The following is a 14248-nucleotide window of genomic DNA, read 5'->3' as shown; positions in this document are numbered from 1 at the left end:
GGCGCTTCCCCCGTTCCCCCGTTTCCGCGGGTTCTCCCCCGTTCCCCGTTCCCGCGGCGTTTCCTGCTCCCCCGTCCCCCGTTCCCCCGGGTCTTCCACCCCCGTTGTCCCGGGATCTCCCCCGTTCCCCGTTCTCCTCTTCCCCCGTGCCCCCGTTCCGTCAGGCGCGCGGCGCCGTTCCGCCGCCCCGTGTCGGCGGTGCCGGCCCCGCGCCCCTTCCGTGGCCTCCACTCTTCCGTCCGCGCGGGTCCGGCCCCATCCGCCGCCCTACTCATCTCATGACCTAGGTACGGATACTCAGAGCTGGGTGTTCATGCCCAGGCACGGTGCGGTCGGCGGCGCCGGATAGGGTCCCTGGCATGGCACGGATTGCGGTGATCGGCGCCGGGATGGGCGCCATGGCGGCGGCGGCCCGGCTGGCTGTGGCGGGCCACCGGGTGACGGTGTACGAGCGCGCGGGGACGTACGGCGGCGCGGTCGGCCGGTTCGAGCGCGACGGTTTCGCCTTCGACACCGGACCGGGCCTGCTGCACCTGCCCGCGGTCTACCGGGACCTCTTCGTCAAGACCGGCAAGGAGCCGCTGGAGCGGTGCGTCGGGATGACCCAGGTGGACCCGGCGAGCCGGCACGTGTTCGCCGACGGCACGACCGTGTCCCTGCCCAACGCCTCGCGCGCCGGTGTGGTCTCGGCGCTGGACACGGCGCTCGGCGCGGGCGCGGGTGAGCGCTGGGGCGGCTTCCTCAACCGCGCGCGGGACGCGTGGGACCGCACGCGGCGGCCCCTGCTGGAGGAACCGCTGCCCGCCGACGTGTCGCCGTTCGGCCGTGACCCCTACCCGGCGCTCAGGAGCGGTCTGCTGCGCCGTGCGGCGACGACGCTGGCCGGCGTGGGGCGTCGCGAGCTGCGCGATCCCCGGCTGGCGGCGCTGCTGGAGAGCTACGCGCTCGCCTACGGCTTCGACCCGGCCACAGCTCCCCCGTCCGCCGCCGTGCTGCCCTACATGGAGCAGACCTTCGGCAGTTGGTACGTCTCCGGCGGCATCCGGGCGCTGGCCGACGCCGTGTACGAGCGGTGCCGGGCGCGCAGGGTCGAGTTCGTCTTCGGTGCCGAGGTGACCCGGGTCGTCGCGAAGGACGGCCGCGCCGTGGGCGTGGAGCTGGCCGACGGCCGGGTGGCCGAGGCGGACCACGTGGTGGCCGGCGCACCCGTGCCCTCGCTGTACCGGGACCAGGTCCTGGAGTGGCGCAGCCAGGACGAGTGGCCCCGCTACCAGTCGGCGGTGCGCACCGGGCGCGTGACGCTGTTCCTGGCGCTGCGGGGCGGGCGGCCCGCGGACGCCGTCCACCGCACGGTGGTGCACTCCGCCGACCGCGAGGACGAGCTGGACGCGCTCGCCGCGGGCCGGCTGTGCGAGCGGCCGACCGTGACGGTGCTGCGCCCGGACGACGAGCGGTTGCGCCCCGACGCCGGGCACGAGGCGGTCACGGTCACCGCGACCGTTCCCGCGGGCGGCGCGTGGGCGTCGGAGAACCTGTGGGGCGAGCCCAGGGAAGCGGAGGCGGCCGCGTTCGCCGACCGGATGACCGCGGCCGCGGAGGCCGCCGTCCCGGGGCTGCGGGAGCGGCTGCTGTGGCGGGTGGTGCGCACCCCCGCGGACACGCTCCGGGAGACGGGCGCCTACGGGGTGCCGGGGCCGGCGCTGGCGGGTGCGGGCGGGGCGCTGCTGCCCGCCGCGAACCCGGCGCCGCTGGCGGGGTTGTGGTTCGCCGGCGGCTGGGCGCATCCGGGCGGGGGGCTCGCGCACGCCGGGATGTCCGGCGCGCTGGCGGCCGGGCTGATCGTGGAGGGCGCGGGCTTCCGCGGCTCGCAGTAGCCGCAGCGCGGGCCGTGCGGCACGGCCCGGGGCAGGGGCCCGGCTCAGTAGCGGTACTGCGAGTCGTTCGGGTCGTAGCCGTACGGCGAGGGCTGCCCGGGCGGCGGCGGGGGGTACTGCTGCTCCCCGTCGCGCTGCTGCGGCACCCAGACGCCGCCGGGGGGCGTGTCGGTGCCGTACTGGGCGCCGTCCCCGTAGGGGTCCGCGTAGGGCTGCGGGCCACCGTAGCCGTCGTACCCGCCGTACGGCTGGGCGCCGGGGCCGCCGCTGGGGCCGATGTACGGGTCGGAGTAGGAGGCGTAGTGCTGCTGTCCGGTGTCGTAGTCGTACGAGGCGGAGTAGGTGTAGGCGTCCTGCGTCTCGTACCCGGGCTGGGCGTAGCTGCTGAAGCCGGAGTCGTACGACGCGTTCCGGTCGGCGTACGCGTCGGACCCGGCCTGCTCGAATCCGTAGGCCGCGGAGGGACCGGAGGAGCCGGAGGGGCCCGTGTAGACGCCGTACTGCCCGGTTTCGTCCGGGAGGGGCTGGGGCTCGTAGACGGCCGTGGTGTCGGCGGGCGTGGCCGGCGGTTCGGGCGTGTCGTAGTCGAGGTCGGTGACCTGGAGCGTGGGACCGCCCTCCGCGGCGCCGGACCGGCGCCGGCGGCTCGCGCCGGGGCTGCCGCCGAGCGCCCAGCCGGTGGAGAAGCCGCGGCGGAACGAGAGCGTGACGTACGTCTGGCCGACCGCGAAGGCGAGCGCGCCAGCGATGATCACCGCGACGGAGGGCAGCAGCACGCCCACGACCACGCCCAGGAAGCCCGCGAAGGCGAGCAGGCGCCAGCGCAGCCGTGCCTTGTACTGCAGGAGCACTTCACCGAGCAGCCACAACGCGACGATTCCGAACGCGATGTAGAGGACCGTCCAGCCCATGCCCGCCCCTCTCGTACGGCCGCCGCCCCGTCACGGAGCGGGTACGGCCGGTCAGGACTGCTCGTGCAGTCCGAGATTTTCGTAGATCTCGAGCGTCGCGGTGGAGTTGTTCAGCGTGATGAAGTGCAGCCCGGGAGCACCCTCGGACAGCAGACGAGCGCCGAACTCCGTTGCGAACTCGATGCCAATGGAGCGTACAGCGGCCGGATCGTCCTGGACGGCGAGGATCCGCTCTTTCAGGGCGGGCGGGAAGTGTGCGTTGCTGAGCCGGGCGAACCGTTCGATCTGCTTCACGCTGGTGACCGGCATGATTTCGGGGATGATCGGCGTCTCGCAGCCCTTGGCGGACGTCCGGTCGCGCAGCCGAAGATAATCCTCCGGATCGAAGAACATCTGGGTGATCGCGTAGTCGGCGCCCGCCCGGCACTTGTCCACGAAATGACGAATGTCCGTGTCCCAGTCCGTGGAGCGCGGATGCATCTCGGGGAAGGCCGCGACGCCCACGCAGAAGTCGCCGGACTCCTTGATCAGCCGGACGAGATCGGCGGCGTACCTCACCCCCTCCGGGTGCGGGACCCACTCGCCCATCGGGTCGCCGGGCGGGTCGCCCCGGACGGCGAGGATGTTGCGGATGTCGGCGTCGGCGTACTGGCCGATCATGTTGCGCAGCTCGGCGATGGTGTGGTTCACCGCGGTGAGATGCGCGACGGGGGTGAGGGTGGTGTCGGCGGCGATCTGCTCGGTGGCCTTCACCGTTCCGGAGCGGGTGGAGCCGCCGGCCCCGTAGGTCACGGAGACGAAGCTCGGCGCCACCGCCTCGACCCGGCGCAGCGCGTTCCAGAGGTTCCGCTCGCCCTTCTCCGTCTTGGGCGCCCAGAACTCGAAGGAGTACGTCGTCTTGCCGGTCGCGAGCAGATCGCGCACGGTGAGGGCGCGATCCGTCCTGGTGGAGGGTGTGCCAAGGGCCATACCCGCAGGTTAGCGAGGGTGGGTCGGCCACCCAACAAGAGCGGGGGGATTTGTCGGATTCGCCGGTTTGTTGTCCACCCCTCGGACAAAACATGGCCGAGCCGCGTCTCCCGGCACCGCGGGGCCGGGCGGGGCCCGCCGCTCCGGGCGGGTCTCAGGCGGCCCGCTCGCGCACCCGCTTGGCGAGCGCCGCCGCGGCCGCCGCGGGGTCGTCCGCCTCGGTGATGGCCCGGACGACGACGATCCGCCGGGCGCCGGCGTCCAGCACCTCGTCCAGGGTGTCCGCGTCGATGCCGCCGATCGCGAACCACGGCCGGTCCTGGTCCAGCGACGCCGCGTACCGCACCAGGTCCAGGCCCGGCGCGTAGCGCCCCGGCTTGGTGGGGGTGGGCCAGCAGGGCCCGGTGCAGAAGTAGTCGACGCCCGGCTCGGCGACCGCCGCGTCCACCTCCCCCTCGGCGTGCGTGGAGCGGCCGATCAGCACCCGGTCGCCGAGGATCGCCCGGGCGGCGGGGACCGGCAGGTCGCCCTGGCCCAGGTGCAGCACGTCGGAGCCGATGGCGTGGGCCACGTCGGCCCGGTCGTTCACCGCGAGCAGCTTGCCGTGGCGGCGGCAGGCGTCCGCGAACACCGCCAGGTGCTCCAGCTCCTCACCGGCTTCCATGCCCTTGTCGCGCAGCTGGACGACGTCCACACCGGAGGCGAGCACGGCGTCGAGGAACGCGGGGAGGTCCCCCTGCCGCTTGCGGGCGTCCGTGCACAGGTAGAGCCGGGCGTCGGACAGGAGCGCGCGTGCGGTGGACATGAGGTGTTCCCCCCGTGGGTGCGGTGGTGCGCGGGACGGGCACCGGGCAGCCGGGCCCGTCCCGCCCACCACCTGGTGTCGGTGCGGTTCGGTTCGGTACGTCGGTTACGTCAGACGGCGAGCGCCTGGGCGCGGCGCTTCACCTCCGTGCCGCGATTCTCGCTGAGCGCCTGCGCGGGGGTGCCCGGCAGGGAAGGGTCGGGGGTGAAGAGCCATTCCAGCATCTCTTCGTCGGTGAAGCCGTCGTCCTTCAGCAGGGTCAGGGTCCCGGCCAGACCCTTCAGCACCTTGCCGTCCTTGATGAAGGCGGCAGGCACCTGCAGCGTCCGGTTCTCACCGCGGCGCACGGCGATCAGCTGGCCCTCCTTGACCAGCTGCCGCACCCGCGTCACCTCGACACCAAGCATGTCCGCGATGTCCGGCAGGTGGAGCCAGGCAGGGACGAGAGCATCGGTCTTTGCGTCAATCTCGGTCACGGGACAAGCGTGCCATCCCGGACCGACAGTCGGTACCCGGGCTACGCCGAGGGCGCGCCGGACTACCGCTGAGCTGCGGCCTTCAGGGGGACGGACGGGTCGGCCACACGCTGCGGATCGAGCACCGTGCCCGCTTCCATCAGCTTGCGGCCCTGCGCCAGGTCGCGGGGGCGGCCCACCGCCAGCAGCGCCCGCAGCGCGCCGTCGCACAGCCACGCCACGGACCAGGAGGCACCGGCCGGGTCGCCCCGCCACACCATGGTGTCGGCGCCCGGGTGATGGCCGGCGTACTGCACGAAGCGGCCGAACTGCTCGGACCAGAAGTAGGGCACCGGGTCGTACGCCCGGGGCGCCTCGCCCACGATGCAGGCGGCGACCGTGCGCGGGCCCTGGAGCGCGTTGTCCCAGTGGTGGACGAGCAGCCGTTCGCCGTAGCGGGCGGAGGGGAAGGAGGCGCAGTCGCCGACGGCGTACACATCGGTGACCGAGGTGCGCAGATGGTCGTCGGCCACGATCGCGCCGTCCTCGCCGAGCTCGATGCCGGAGTCCTCGAGCCAGTCGGTGGCGGGCCGCGCGCCGATGCCGACGACCACGGCCCCCGCGGGCAGCAGCCGGCCGTCCTCCAGAGCCACCTCGCCCGGCTCGACGTGCGCCACGCGCGCGTGCGTGAGGAGGGCGGCGCCGCTCTCGTCGTACCACTCGGCCATGGGGCCGGCGACCTCGGCGGGCAGCGCGCCCGCGAGTGGCCGGCCGGCGGCCTCGACCACCGTGACCGCGCAGCCGGCCTCGCGGGCGGCCGTGGTGAACTCGGCCCCGATCCAGCCGGCGCCCACGACCACGATGTCGTGCTGGTCCGCCAGGACGGGGCGCAGCCGCTCCGCGTCGTCGAGCGTGCGCAGCAGATGGACGCCCCGGACGCCTTCGGTGCCGGGCAGCGTGACGGGCACGGACCCGGTCGCCACGACGAGGACGTCGTACGGGACCGGCCCGGCCTCGGTGTCGACCTCGTGCGCGCCGGGGCGTACACCGGTGACCTCCACCCCCAGGCGCAGTTCGATGCCGAGGGCTTCGAAGTCGACCTCGAAGGCGGACCCCTCGGCCTTGCCGAGCAGAACCGCCTTGGACAGCGGCGGCCGGTCGTACGGCTGGTGGGGCTCGGCGCCGATCAGCAGCACCCGCCCGGTGAAACCCTGTTCGCGCAGTGCCACGGCGGTCTGCACGCCGGCCATCCCGGCCCCGGCGATGACGACGCGCCGCCCGCCCGGCGACGGCTCGCCCCCCGGGGCTTCCCCGGGTGACGGCCGGAGCACCGGCCCGTCCCCCGCCGGCCGCCCGGACGCCGTTCGCCCGCCTGCGGGTTGTCCGGACGCCGTTCGCCCGCCTGCGGGCTGTCCGGCCGTCGGCCGCTGGTCCGCCGGCCGCTGCTCGGCCGGGTCCTCGGCCGGGGGCCGCTTCGCACTCATCCGCTCGCTCACCCGCTCACCTTACGTAGCTGACGCGACGTCAGGAAGGCAGCTGCTCCACCACGCTGGTGCCCGTGCCCTCCTGGGACTCCCATTCCCAGGTCTCCTCCAGCCGAACGCGGCCGTCCGGCAGCTCCACGACCGTCGAGACGCAGTGCCCGGACGCCGTGCGCCCGTTGCGCTTCAGCTGCACGTACCGGAAGTCCAGCCGGTCCCCCGCGCGCGTGCCGACGAGGAACCCGCGCACCACGTCCCCGCCCGCGTACTCGGCCCAGACGCGGCTGCCCGCTTCCGGGTGCTCCGCGGGCTCCTCGTGGTAGGTGAAGCGGGTCCGCGTACCCACCTGGCCGGGGGCCTGGTCGGCGACCGGCGCGAGGACGAGACCGTCGAGCGAGCGCGCCACGGCGAAGGCTCCCTTACTGCGCGTTGCGGGGTGGGGTTAGTCTGGCCACCGTAGAGCACACGCGGGAGCCCGGACGCACCGGGCTGAGAGGGAGGCTGGACGGCCTCCGACCGTACGAACCTGATCCGGGTCATGCCGGCGAAGGGAGGGGCTGGACGCCCATGCATCCACGCACAGGACCGGATGTCCTCGTCATCGGGGGCGGGATCATCGGCCTGGTCACGGCCTGGCGGGCGGCGCAGCGCGGGCTGCGCACCGCCGTCGTCGACCCCGAACCGGGCGGCGGGGCCGCCCAGGTGGCGGCGGGCATGCTCGCCGCGGTCACCGAACTGCACTACGGCGAGGAGACGCTCCTCGGCCTCAACCTCGCGTCGGCGCGCCGCTACCCGGAGTTCGTCGCCGAACTGCGGGAGGCGGCCGGCGGGACGGACGTCGGGTACCGCGCGTGCGGCACCCTCGCGGTCGCCCTGGACGCCGACGACCGCGCGCACCTGCGGGAGCTGCACGCCCTGCAGAGCCGTTCGGGCCTGGAGTCCGAGTGGCTGAGCGGACGCGAGTGCCGCCGCCTCGAACCGATGCTGGCGCCCGGCGTGCGCGGCGGGCTCCGGGTGGACGGCGACCACCAGGTCGACCCGCGGCGGCTGGCGGCGGCGCTGGTGGCCGCCTGCGAGCGGGCCGGGGTGCTTCTCCACCGGGCCCGGGCGGAGCGGCTCCTGGTGGAACGGGACCGGGCGGCGGGAGCGGTCCTGGGCGACGGGACGCGGGTCGCCGCCGGACAGGTGGTGCTGGCCGCGGGCAGCCTGAGCGGGCGGCTCGGCGGCGTGCCGGACGAGGTGCTGCCGCCCGTACGGCCGGTGAAGGGGCAGGTGCTGCGGCTGACGGTGCCGCCCGCGTACGCGCCGTTCCTGTCGCGCACGGTACGCGCGGTGGTGCGCGGCAGCCAGGTGTACCTGGTGCCGCGGGAGAACGGCGAGCTGGTCGTCGGGGCCACCAGCGAGGAGCTCGGCTGGGACACCACGGTCACGGCGGGCGGGGTCTACGAGCTGCTGCGGGACGCCCACGAGCTGGTGCCCGGCATCACCGAGCTGCCGCTGACCGAGACCCGCGCGGGGCTGCGGCCCGGCTCCCCCGACAACGCGCCGCTGATCGGCCCGACCGCCCTGCCCGGACTGCACCTGGCGACGGGGCACTACCGCAACGGTGTGCTGCTGACGCCGGTCACCGGCGACGTGATGGCCGAGGTGCTCGCGACCGGCACCCTTCCGGAGGAGGCACGGCCCTTCGCCGCGGCCCGGTTCACCGCCACTTCCCGCCCTGCCGCTTCCGGCTCCGCTCCCGTCTCCGCAGGAGTGTCATGAACGTCTCCGTGAACGGCGAGTCCCGCGAGCTCGCCGCCCCGACCACGCTCGACGCCCTGGTCGCCACGCTCACCACCGCGCGCTCCGGTGTGGCCGCCGCGGTCAACGAAACGGTCGTCCCGCGCGGCCAGTGGGCGGGGACGCTGCTCGGCGAGGGCGACCGGATCGAGATCCTCACCGCTGTCCAGGGGGGCTGAGACATGGCCGACGACCGTCTGACCATCGCCGGGACCACCTTCGACTCCCGGCTGATCATGGGTACGGGCGGGGCGCCCAGCCTCGACGTGCTGGAGCGCTCCCTGGCCGCCAGCGGCACGGAGCTGACGACCGTGGCCATGCGCCGCCTGGACCCCACCGTCCAGGGCTCGGTCCTCTCCGTGCTCGACAAGCTGGGCATCCGCGTCCTGCCCAACACCGCCGGCTGCTTCACGGCCGGTGAGGCCGTGCTGACCGCCCGTCTCGCCCGGGAGGCCCTCGGTACGGACTGGATCAAGCTGGAGGTGGTCGCCGACGAGCGGACGCTGCTGCCCGACCCTGTGGAGCTCCTCGACGCGGCGGAGACGCTCGTCGACGACGGCTTCACGGTCCTGCCGTACACGAACGACGACCCGGTCCTGGCGCGCAAGCTGGAGGACGTGGGCTGCGCGGCGGTCATGCCGCTGGGTTCGCCGATCGGGTCGGGCCTGGGCATCCGCAACCCGCACAACTTCCAGCTGATCGTGGAGCACGCGCGCGTGCCGGTGATCCTGGACGCGGGCGCCGGTACGGCGTCGGACGCGGCGCTGGCGATGGAGCTCGGCTGCGCGGCGGTGATGCTGGCGTCGGCGGTCACGCGGGCGCAGGAGCCGGTGCTGATGGCGGAGGCGATGCGGCACGCCGTCGAGGCGGGGCGCCTGGCGCACCGCGCGGGGCGGATCCCGCGGCGCCACTTCGCGGAGGCGTCGTCGCCGACGGAGGGCCGGGCGGCCCTGGACCCGGAGCGCCCGGCCTTCTGAGGCCCGGGCTCCGCGCCTGGTCCGCCCGGGTGTCACAGGTCGGATGCAGTCGTGCGGGGGTGCCGTACGGGGCGGTGGGGGTGTCGGTGCGGGCTCGTAGACTCGGGCGGGTGGATACGACCCTGCACGACCCGCTCGTGGGCCGACTGCTCGACGGCCGCTACCGAGTCGAGGACCGCATCGCCATCGGGGGCATGGCCACGGTGTACCGGGCCGTGGACACCCGGCTCGACCGCGTGCTCGCGCTCAAGGTGATGCACCCCGCCCTCGCGACCGACGCGACGTTCGTCGAGCGCTTCATCCGCGAGGCCAAGTCCGTGGCGCGGCTGTCGCACCCGAACGTGGTGGGCGTCTTCGACCAGGGCGCCGACGGGGCGTACGTCTACCTGGCGATGGAGTACGTCGCCGGCTGCACCCTGCGGGACGTGCTGCGCGAGCGCGGCGCGCTGCGGCCGCGGGCGGCGCTCGACATCCTGGAGCCGGTCCTCGCGGCGCTGGGTGCGGCGCACCGGGCGGGGTTCGTGCACCGCGACATGAAGCCGGAGAACGTCCTGATCGGGGACGACGGCCGGGTCAAGGTCGCCGACTTCGGGCTCGTACGGGCCGTCGGGGCCGCCACCAACACCACCGGATCCGTCCTCGGCACCGTCTCCTACCTGGCGCCCGAGCAGATCGAACACGGCGCCGCCGACACCCGTACCGACGTCTACGCGTGCGGTGTCGTCCTGTACGAGATGCTGACCGGCGCCAAGCCGCACTCCGGCGACACGCCCGCGCAGGTGCTCTACCAGCACCTGAACGCCGACGTACCGGCGCCGTCGGCCGCCGTGCCGGGGCTGGCCGTGGAGCTCGACGAGCTGGTGGCGAGCGCCACCGCCCGCAATCCCGAGGTCCGTCCGCACGACGCGGTGGCGCTTCTGGCGCAGGCCCGCGAGGCGCGGGCGGCTCTCGGTGACGAGCAGCTGGACCTGGTGCCGCCGCAGGAGCACGCGTCCGCGGACGACCAGGGCGGAGACCGGGACGGTGACGGGGCCGGCGCGGACGACGTGACGAGCGTGATCGCCCGGCCGCTGCCCGACCCGCAGGACTCCGTGCAGCACACGAGCCGTCTGGAGGCCCCCGCGCCCCCGCCGCCCGCCCCGGACCGGCCGGGGCCGGTGGCGCGCGACCCGCGCCGCGGGCTGATCGCGGCGCTCGTCGCCGTCCTCCTCGTCCTGGGCGTCGGCGCCGGCGTCTGGTACATCAACTCGGGCCAGTTCACCCGCGTCCCGACGGTCCTCGGCCAGACGCAGGCGCAGGCGGAGAAGCGGCTCAAGGACGCCGGCCTCGAGGTCGAGCAGGTGAAGCGGGACTTCAGCGGCGCCTACGAGCGGGGCACCGTCATGGCCACGGACCCGGCCCCCGGTGAGCGGATCCGCGGCAACGGCTCCGTGACGCTCACCGTCTCGCGCGGCCCGGAGACCGTGAAGGTCCCGGACCTGGAGGGCAAGCCCTTCGCCGAGGCCAAACGCGAGCTGGCGGACCTCGGGCTGGCGCCGGGCGCGGTCACCAGGGAGTTCAGCCGTGAGGTCGAGCGGGGCGCGGTGATCGGCACCGACCCGGCGCCCGGCACGCTGCGGGCCCCGGACTCCGCGGTGGCGCTCGTCGTCAGCAAGGGCGCCCCGATCGACGTCCCCGACGTCACCGGCGACCGGGTCGAGGACGCCACCCGTACCCTGGAGGACGCCGGCTTCACCGTGAAGGTCGCCGCCGAGCGGGTGCACTCGACCGAGGCGGCCGGGAGCGTCGCCAGGCAGTCCCCCGCCGAGGGCCGCCAGGCCGCCGAGGGGGACACGGTCACCCTGACCGTCTCCAAGGGGCCGCGGATGGTCGACGTCCCGGACGTCGTCGGGGACAAGATCGACGACGCCCGGCGGGCGCTGGAGTCGGCCGGTTTCCAGGTGGAGGTCGACAAGACCTTCCCGTTCCTGAGCGACACCGTCTCGTCCCAGTCCGTGCCCGGCGGCGGGCAGGCCCCCGAGGGCAGCACCATCACCATCAAGACCAAGGGAATCTGACCACCCATGCGCAACCCCGTCGGCGGCCACGTCCCCGTGGCCGGCGGCCTCGCCACGACCGGCCTGGCGTACGCCCGTGAGCTCGGCGCCGAGACCGTCCAGGTCTTCGTCGCCAATCCGCGGGGCTGGGCGACACCCGTCGGCAACCCGGCCCAGGACGAACGGTTCCGGGCCGAGTGCGCCGCCGAGGGCATACCGGCCTACGTCCACGCCCCGTACCTGATCAACTTCGGGTCGCACACCGAGGCGACCGTCGCGTACTCGGTGACGTCCCTGCGCCACTCCCTGCGCCGCGCCCGGCAGATCGGCGCGCTGGGGGTGGTCGTGCACACGGGCTCGGCGACCGGCGGCCGCCCGCGCGAGGAGGCCCTCGCCCAGGTGCGGACGCACATGCTGCCGCTGCTGGACGAGCTCACGCACGACGACGACCCGTTCCTGCTGCTGGAGTCGACGGCCGGGCAGGGCTCCTCGCTCTGCTCCCGGACGTGGGACTTCGGCCCGTACTTCGAGGCGCTGGACTCCCACCCCAAGCTCGGTGTCTGCCTGGACACGTGCCACATCTTCGCGGCCGGGCACGACCTCACCGGGGAGCACGGCATGCGCCAGACGCTCGACCTGCTGGTGGAGACGGTCGGCGAGGGGCGGCTGAAGCTGATCCACGCCAACGACTCCCAGGACGTCGTCGGCGCCCACAAGGACCGCCACGCCAACATCGGCGCGGGTCACATCGGCGAGGACCCATTCCGCGAGCTGATGCGCCACCCGGCCACCGAGGGCGTACCGCTGATCATCGAGACGCCGGGCGGGAAGGAGGGCCACGCGGCGGATGTGGAGCGGCTGAAGAAACTCCGGTGACGCCCTCCGCGGGCACCCGTTGAGGAATACCCCCCGGGGGTATACGGTTCCTGTGGTCGACAGGAACCGCTACCTGACGTTGGGGGCCCCATGCAGCACGACGGCCACACGGGACACGAACACCACGGCCACCTCGCCGAGCACAGCCCTGCGGAGCACCAGGTCCACGCCGGACACCCGGGGCACCAGGTCCACCAGGGCCACCACCAGGACCACCCCGGCGGGCACGGGCAGCACCCCCACACCCCCGGCGGCAAGGTCAGCTGGGCCATGGCCGCCCGGGCCACGCTGCACTGCCTCACCGGCTGCGCCATCGGCGAGGTCCTCGGCATGGTCATCGGCACCGCGCTCGGCTGGGGCAACGTGGCCACCATGGCGCTCGCCATCACCCTGGCCTTCGCCTTCGGCTACGCGCTCACCCTGCGCGGCATCCTCAAGGCCGGCGTCGACTTCCGCACCGCCTTCCGGGTCGCCCTGGCCGCCGACACGCTCTCGATCGCCGTCATGGAACTGATCGACAACGGCGTGCTCGCCCTCTGGCCGGGAGCCATGGACGCCCACCTCACCGACGCCTTCTTCTGGGTCGTCCTGGCCTTCGCCCTGTTCGCCGCCTTCCTGATCACGACTCCGGTCAACAAGTGGATGATCGGCCGCGGCAAGGGCCACGCGATGGTGCACCAGTACCACCACTGACACACCCGGGAGGGGTATGCGGTGGAAGGGTGAGGGAGGAGAGCCGGGACGGCCCTACAGTTCGGGGCCGTCCCCCGGCTCCTCCTGGTACGAGTACCGCTGCTCCCGCCAGGGGTCGCCGATGTTGTGGTAGCCGCGCTCCTCCCAGAAGCCGCGGCGGTCGGCGGTCATGTACTCCACGCCCCGGACCCATTTGGGCCCCTTCCAGGCGTACAGGTGCGGCACGATCAGCCGCAGCGGGAAACCGTGCTCGGCGGTGAGCAGCTCACCGTCCTTGTGGGTGGCGAAAATCGTGCGGTCCGACGCGAAATCCGACAGCCGCATGTTCGCGCTGAAGCCGTACTCGGCCCACACCATGACATGGGTGACGCGCTCGGCCGGCGGGGCGAGCTCCAGGATCGTACGGGCCGGGACACCACCCCATTCGGCCCCCACCATGCTGAACTTCGTCACGCAGTGCAGGTCCGCCACGACCGTGGAGAACGGCAGGGCCGAGAACGCCTCGTGGTTCCAGCAGTGCTTGTCGCCGTCGGCCGTGGCGCCGAAGACACGGAATTCCCAGCGGTCCGGCTTGAACTTGGGGACGGGGCCGTAATGGGTGACCGGCCAGCCGCGCTGCAGCCGCTGCCCCGGCGGAAGCTCGGACTCCCCTGCTGCCCGGTGTTCCTCGCTCCCTGGCTGACCCATGACTCAATGGTGACAGACGGGGAAGGGTGGTCATGACCAGGAAGTGGGCGGCGGGGAGCCTTTTCGGGCAACTCCTACTAAGCCTCCACTTACTGGACGACCTTCGCGGGCGGTGCGAGGATGCGCGACATCTGCCCCGTTCACACGCGCGGAAGGAGCCTTTGCGATGCAAGGCGACCCCGAGGTCATCGAGTTCCTCAATGAGCAGCTGACCGCCGAGCTGACGGCGATCAACCAGTACTTCCTGCACGCGAAGATGCAGGAGAACTTCGGGTGGACGAAGCTCGCGAAGTACACCCGTGCGGAGTCGTTCGACGAGATGAAGCACGCCGAGGTGCTGACCGACCGCATCCTCTTCCTCGACGGGCTGCCGAACTACCAGCGGCTCTTCCACGTACGAGTGGGCCAGACGGTGACGGAGATGATGCAGGCGGACCGGCAGGTCGAGGTGGAGGCGATCGACCGCCTCAAGCGCGGCATCGAGGTGATGCGCGCCAAGGGCGACATCACGTCGGCGAACATCTTCGAGTCGATCCTGGCGGACGAGGAGCACCACATCGACTACCTCGACACCCAGCTGGACCTCATCGGCAAGCTCGGCGAGGCGCTGTACATCGCGCAGCTGATCGAGCAGCCGGACAGCTGATCCGGGCAGCCGGGTCCGGGCAACCGGAAGCGGACCGGACGACGACCGAGGGCGAC

15 protein-coding genes and 1 riboswitch are annotated in these 14248 nt (G+C 73.4%); of the genes, 8 read left to right on the top strand and 7 right to left on the bottom strand.

Annotated features, from left to right (window positions below; genetic code table 11):
* The first annotated feature begins 359 nt into the window (after positions 1-359).
* Positions 360-1874, top strand: coding sequence for a phytoene desaturase family protein (locus IH00_RS0104580; protein WP_234334763.1), 1515 nt, complete (start codon positions 360-362; stop codon positions 1872-1874).
* A 44-nt stretch (positions 1875-1918) separates the two neighbouring features.
* Here the strand turns inward: IH00_RS0104580 and IH00_RS0104575 are convergent, their stop codons facing one another.
* The 6 genes from IH00_RS0104575 to IH00_RS0104550 all read right to left on the bottom strand — a co-directional run bounded on the left by IH00_RS0104575 (position 1919) and on the right by IH00_RS0104550 (position 6901).
* The gene (locus IH00_RS0104575; protein WP_031069823.1) at positions 1919-2785 is read right to left on the bottom strand and encodes a hypothetical protein; all 867 of its coding nucleotides are present in this window, start codon (positions 2783-2785) and stop codon (positions 1919-1921) included.
* A 51-nt stretch (positions 2786-2836) separates the two neighbouring features.
* On the bottom strand, positions 2837-3754 hold the full coding sequence (gene metF, locus IH00_RS0104570; RefSeq protein ID WP_078887555.1) for a methylenetetrahydrofolate reductase [NAD(P)H]: 918 nt from the start codon (positions 3752-3754) through the stop codon (positions 2837-2839).
* A gap of 154 nt (positions 3755-3908) precedes the next feature.
* The gene (gene thiE / locus IH00_RS0104565; RefSeq protein ID WP_031069820.1) at positions 3909-4559 is read right to left on the bottom strand and encodes a thiamine phosphate synthase; all 651 of its coding nucleotides are present in this window, start codon (positions 4557-4559) and stop codon (positions 3909-3911) included.
* A gap of 110 nt (positions 4560-4669) precedes the next feature.
* On the bottom strand, positions 4670-5035 hold the full coding sequence (locus tag IH00_RS0104560; protein WP_031069818.1) for an Rv2175c family DNA-binding protein: 366 nt from the start codon (positions 5033-5035) through the stop codon (positions 4670-4672).
* A 62-nt stretch (positions 5036-5097) separates the two neighbouring features.
* A complete protein-coding gene (locus IH00_RS0104555; RefSeq protein WP_078887586.1) occupies positions 5098-6264 on the bottom strand; it encodes an NAD(P)/FAD-dependent oxidoreductase in 1167 nt (388 codons plus the stop codon).
* A 274-nt stretch (positions 6265-6538) separates the two neighbouring features.
* Complete coding sequence (locus IH00_RS0104550) at positions 6539-6901, bottom strand: avidin-fold protein (protein ID WP_031069814.1); 363 nt, start codon at positions 6899-6901, stop codon at positions 6539-6541.
* Between the two features lie 51 nt (positions 6902-6952).
* Positions 6953-7065: riboswitch (TPP riboswitch) on the top strand.
* On the opposite strand from IH00_RS0104550, the gene thiO reads away from it, so the two are divergent.
* The 6 genes from thiO (at position 7063) to IH00_RS0104520 (ending at position 12859) form a co-directional block, all read left to right on the top strand.
* Complete coding sequence (gene thiO / locus IH00_RS0104545) at positions 7063-8259, top strand: glycine oxidase ThiO (protein ID WP_052411165.1); 1197 nt, start codon at positions 7063-7065, stop codon at positions 8257-8259. Its footprint overlaps the riboswitch before it by 3 nt.
* Positions 8256-8456, top strand: coding sequence for a sulfur carrier protein ThiS (thiS, locus tag IH00_RS0104540; protein ID WP_031069809.1), 201 nt, complete (start codon positions 8256-8258; stop codon positions 8454-8456). The genes thiO and thiS overlap by 4 nt, the downstream gene beginning before the upstream one ends.
* A 3-nt stretch (positions 8457-8459) precedes the next feature.
* Positions 8460-9254 carry a thiazole synthase gene (locus IH00_RS0104535; RefSeq protein ID WP_031069806.1) on the top strand — a complete coding sequence of 265 codons (795 nt, stop codon included), beginning with the start codon at positions 8460-8462 and terminating at the stop codon, positions 9252-9254.
* 110 nt (positions 9255-9364) lie between these two features.
* Complete coding sequence (gene pknB, locus IH00_RS0104530) at positions 9365-11311, top strand: Stk1 family PASTA domain-containing Ser/Thr kinase (RefSeq protein WP_031069803.1); 1947 nt, start codon at positions 9365-9367, stop codon at positions 11309-11311.
* Positions 11312-11317: 6 nt separating this feature from the next.
* Positions 11318-12166 (top strand): deoxyribonuclease IV, encoded by an 849-nt coding sequence (locus IH00_RS0104525; RefSeq protein WP_031069801.1) that lies wholly within the window; start codon positions 11318-11320, stop codon positions 12164-12166.
* Positions 12167-12256: 90 nt separating this feature from the next.
* Positions 12257-12859: a DUF4396 domain-containing protein gene (locus tag IH00_RS0104520; RefSeq protein ID WP_031069799.1), complete on the top strand. Its 603-nt coding sequence runs from the start codon at positions 12257-12259 to the stop codon at positions 12857-12859.
* 54 nt (positions 12860-12913) lie between these two features.
* Here IH00_RS0104520 and IH00_RS0104515 read toward each other — a convergent pair whose 3' ends face one another.
* Positions 12914-13546 carry a sulfite oxidase-like oxidoreductase gene (locus IH00_RS0104515; RefSeq protein WP_031069798.1) on the bottom strand — a complete coding sequence of 211 codons (633 nt, stop codon included), beginning with the start codon at positions 13544-13546 and terminating at the stop codon, positions 12914-12916.
* A 166-nt stretch (positions 13547-13712) separates the two neighbouring features.
* Here IH00_RS0104515 and bfr point away from each other — a divergent pair, with 166 nt between their 5' ends.
* Positions 13713-14192: a bacterioferritin gene (gene bfr, locus IH00_RS0104510; RefSeq protein WP_031069796.1), complete on the top strand. Its 480-nt coding sequence runs from the start codon at positions 13713-13715 to the stop codon at positions 14190-14192.
* Positions 14193-14248: the final 56 nt, after the last annotated feature.

Source organism: Streptomyces sp. NRRL S-118, assembly GCF_000716335.1.
Taxonomy (GTDB): Bacteria; Actinomycetota; Actinomycetes; order Streptomycetales; family Streptomycetaceae; genus Streptomyces.
Note: the sequence above shows the minus strand (reverse complement) of the source record. Positions and strands in the feature narration are given on the sequence as shown.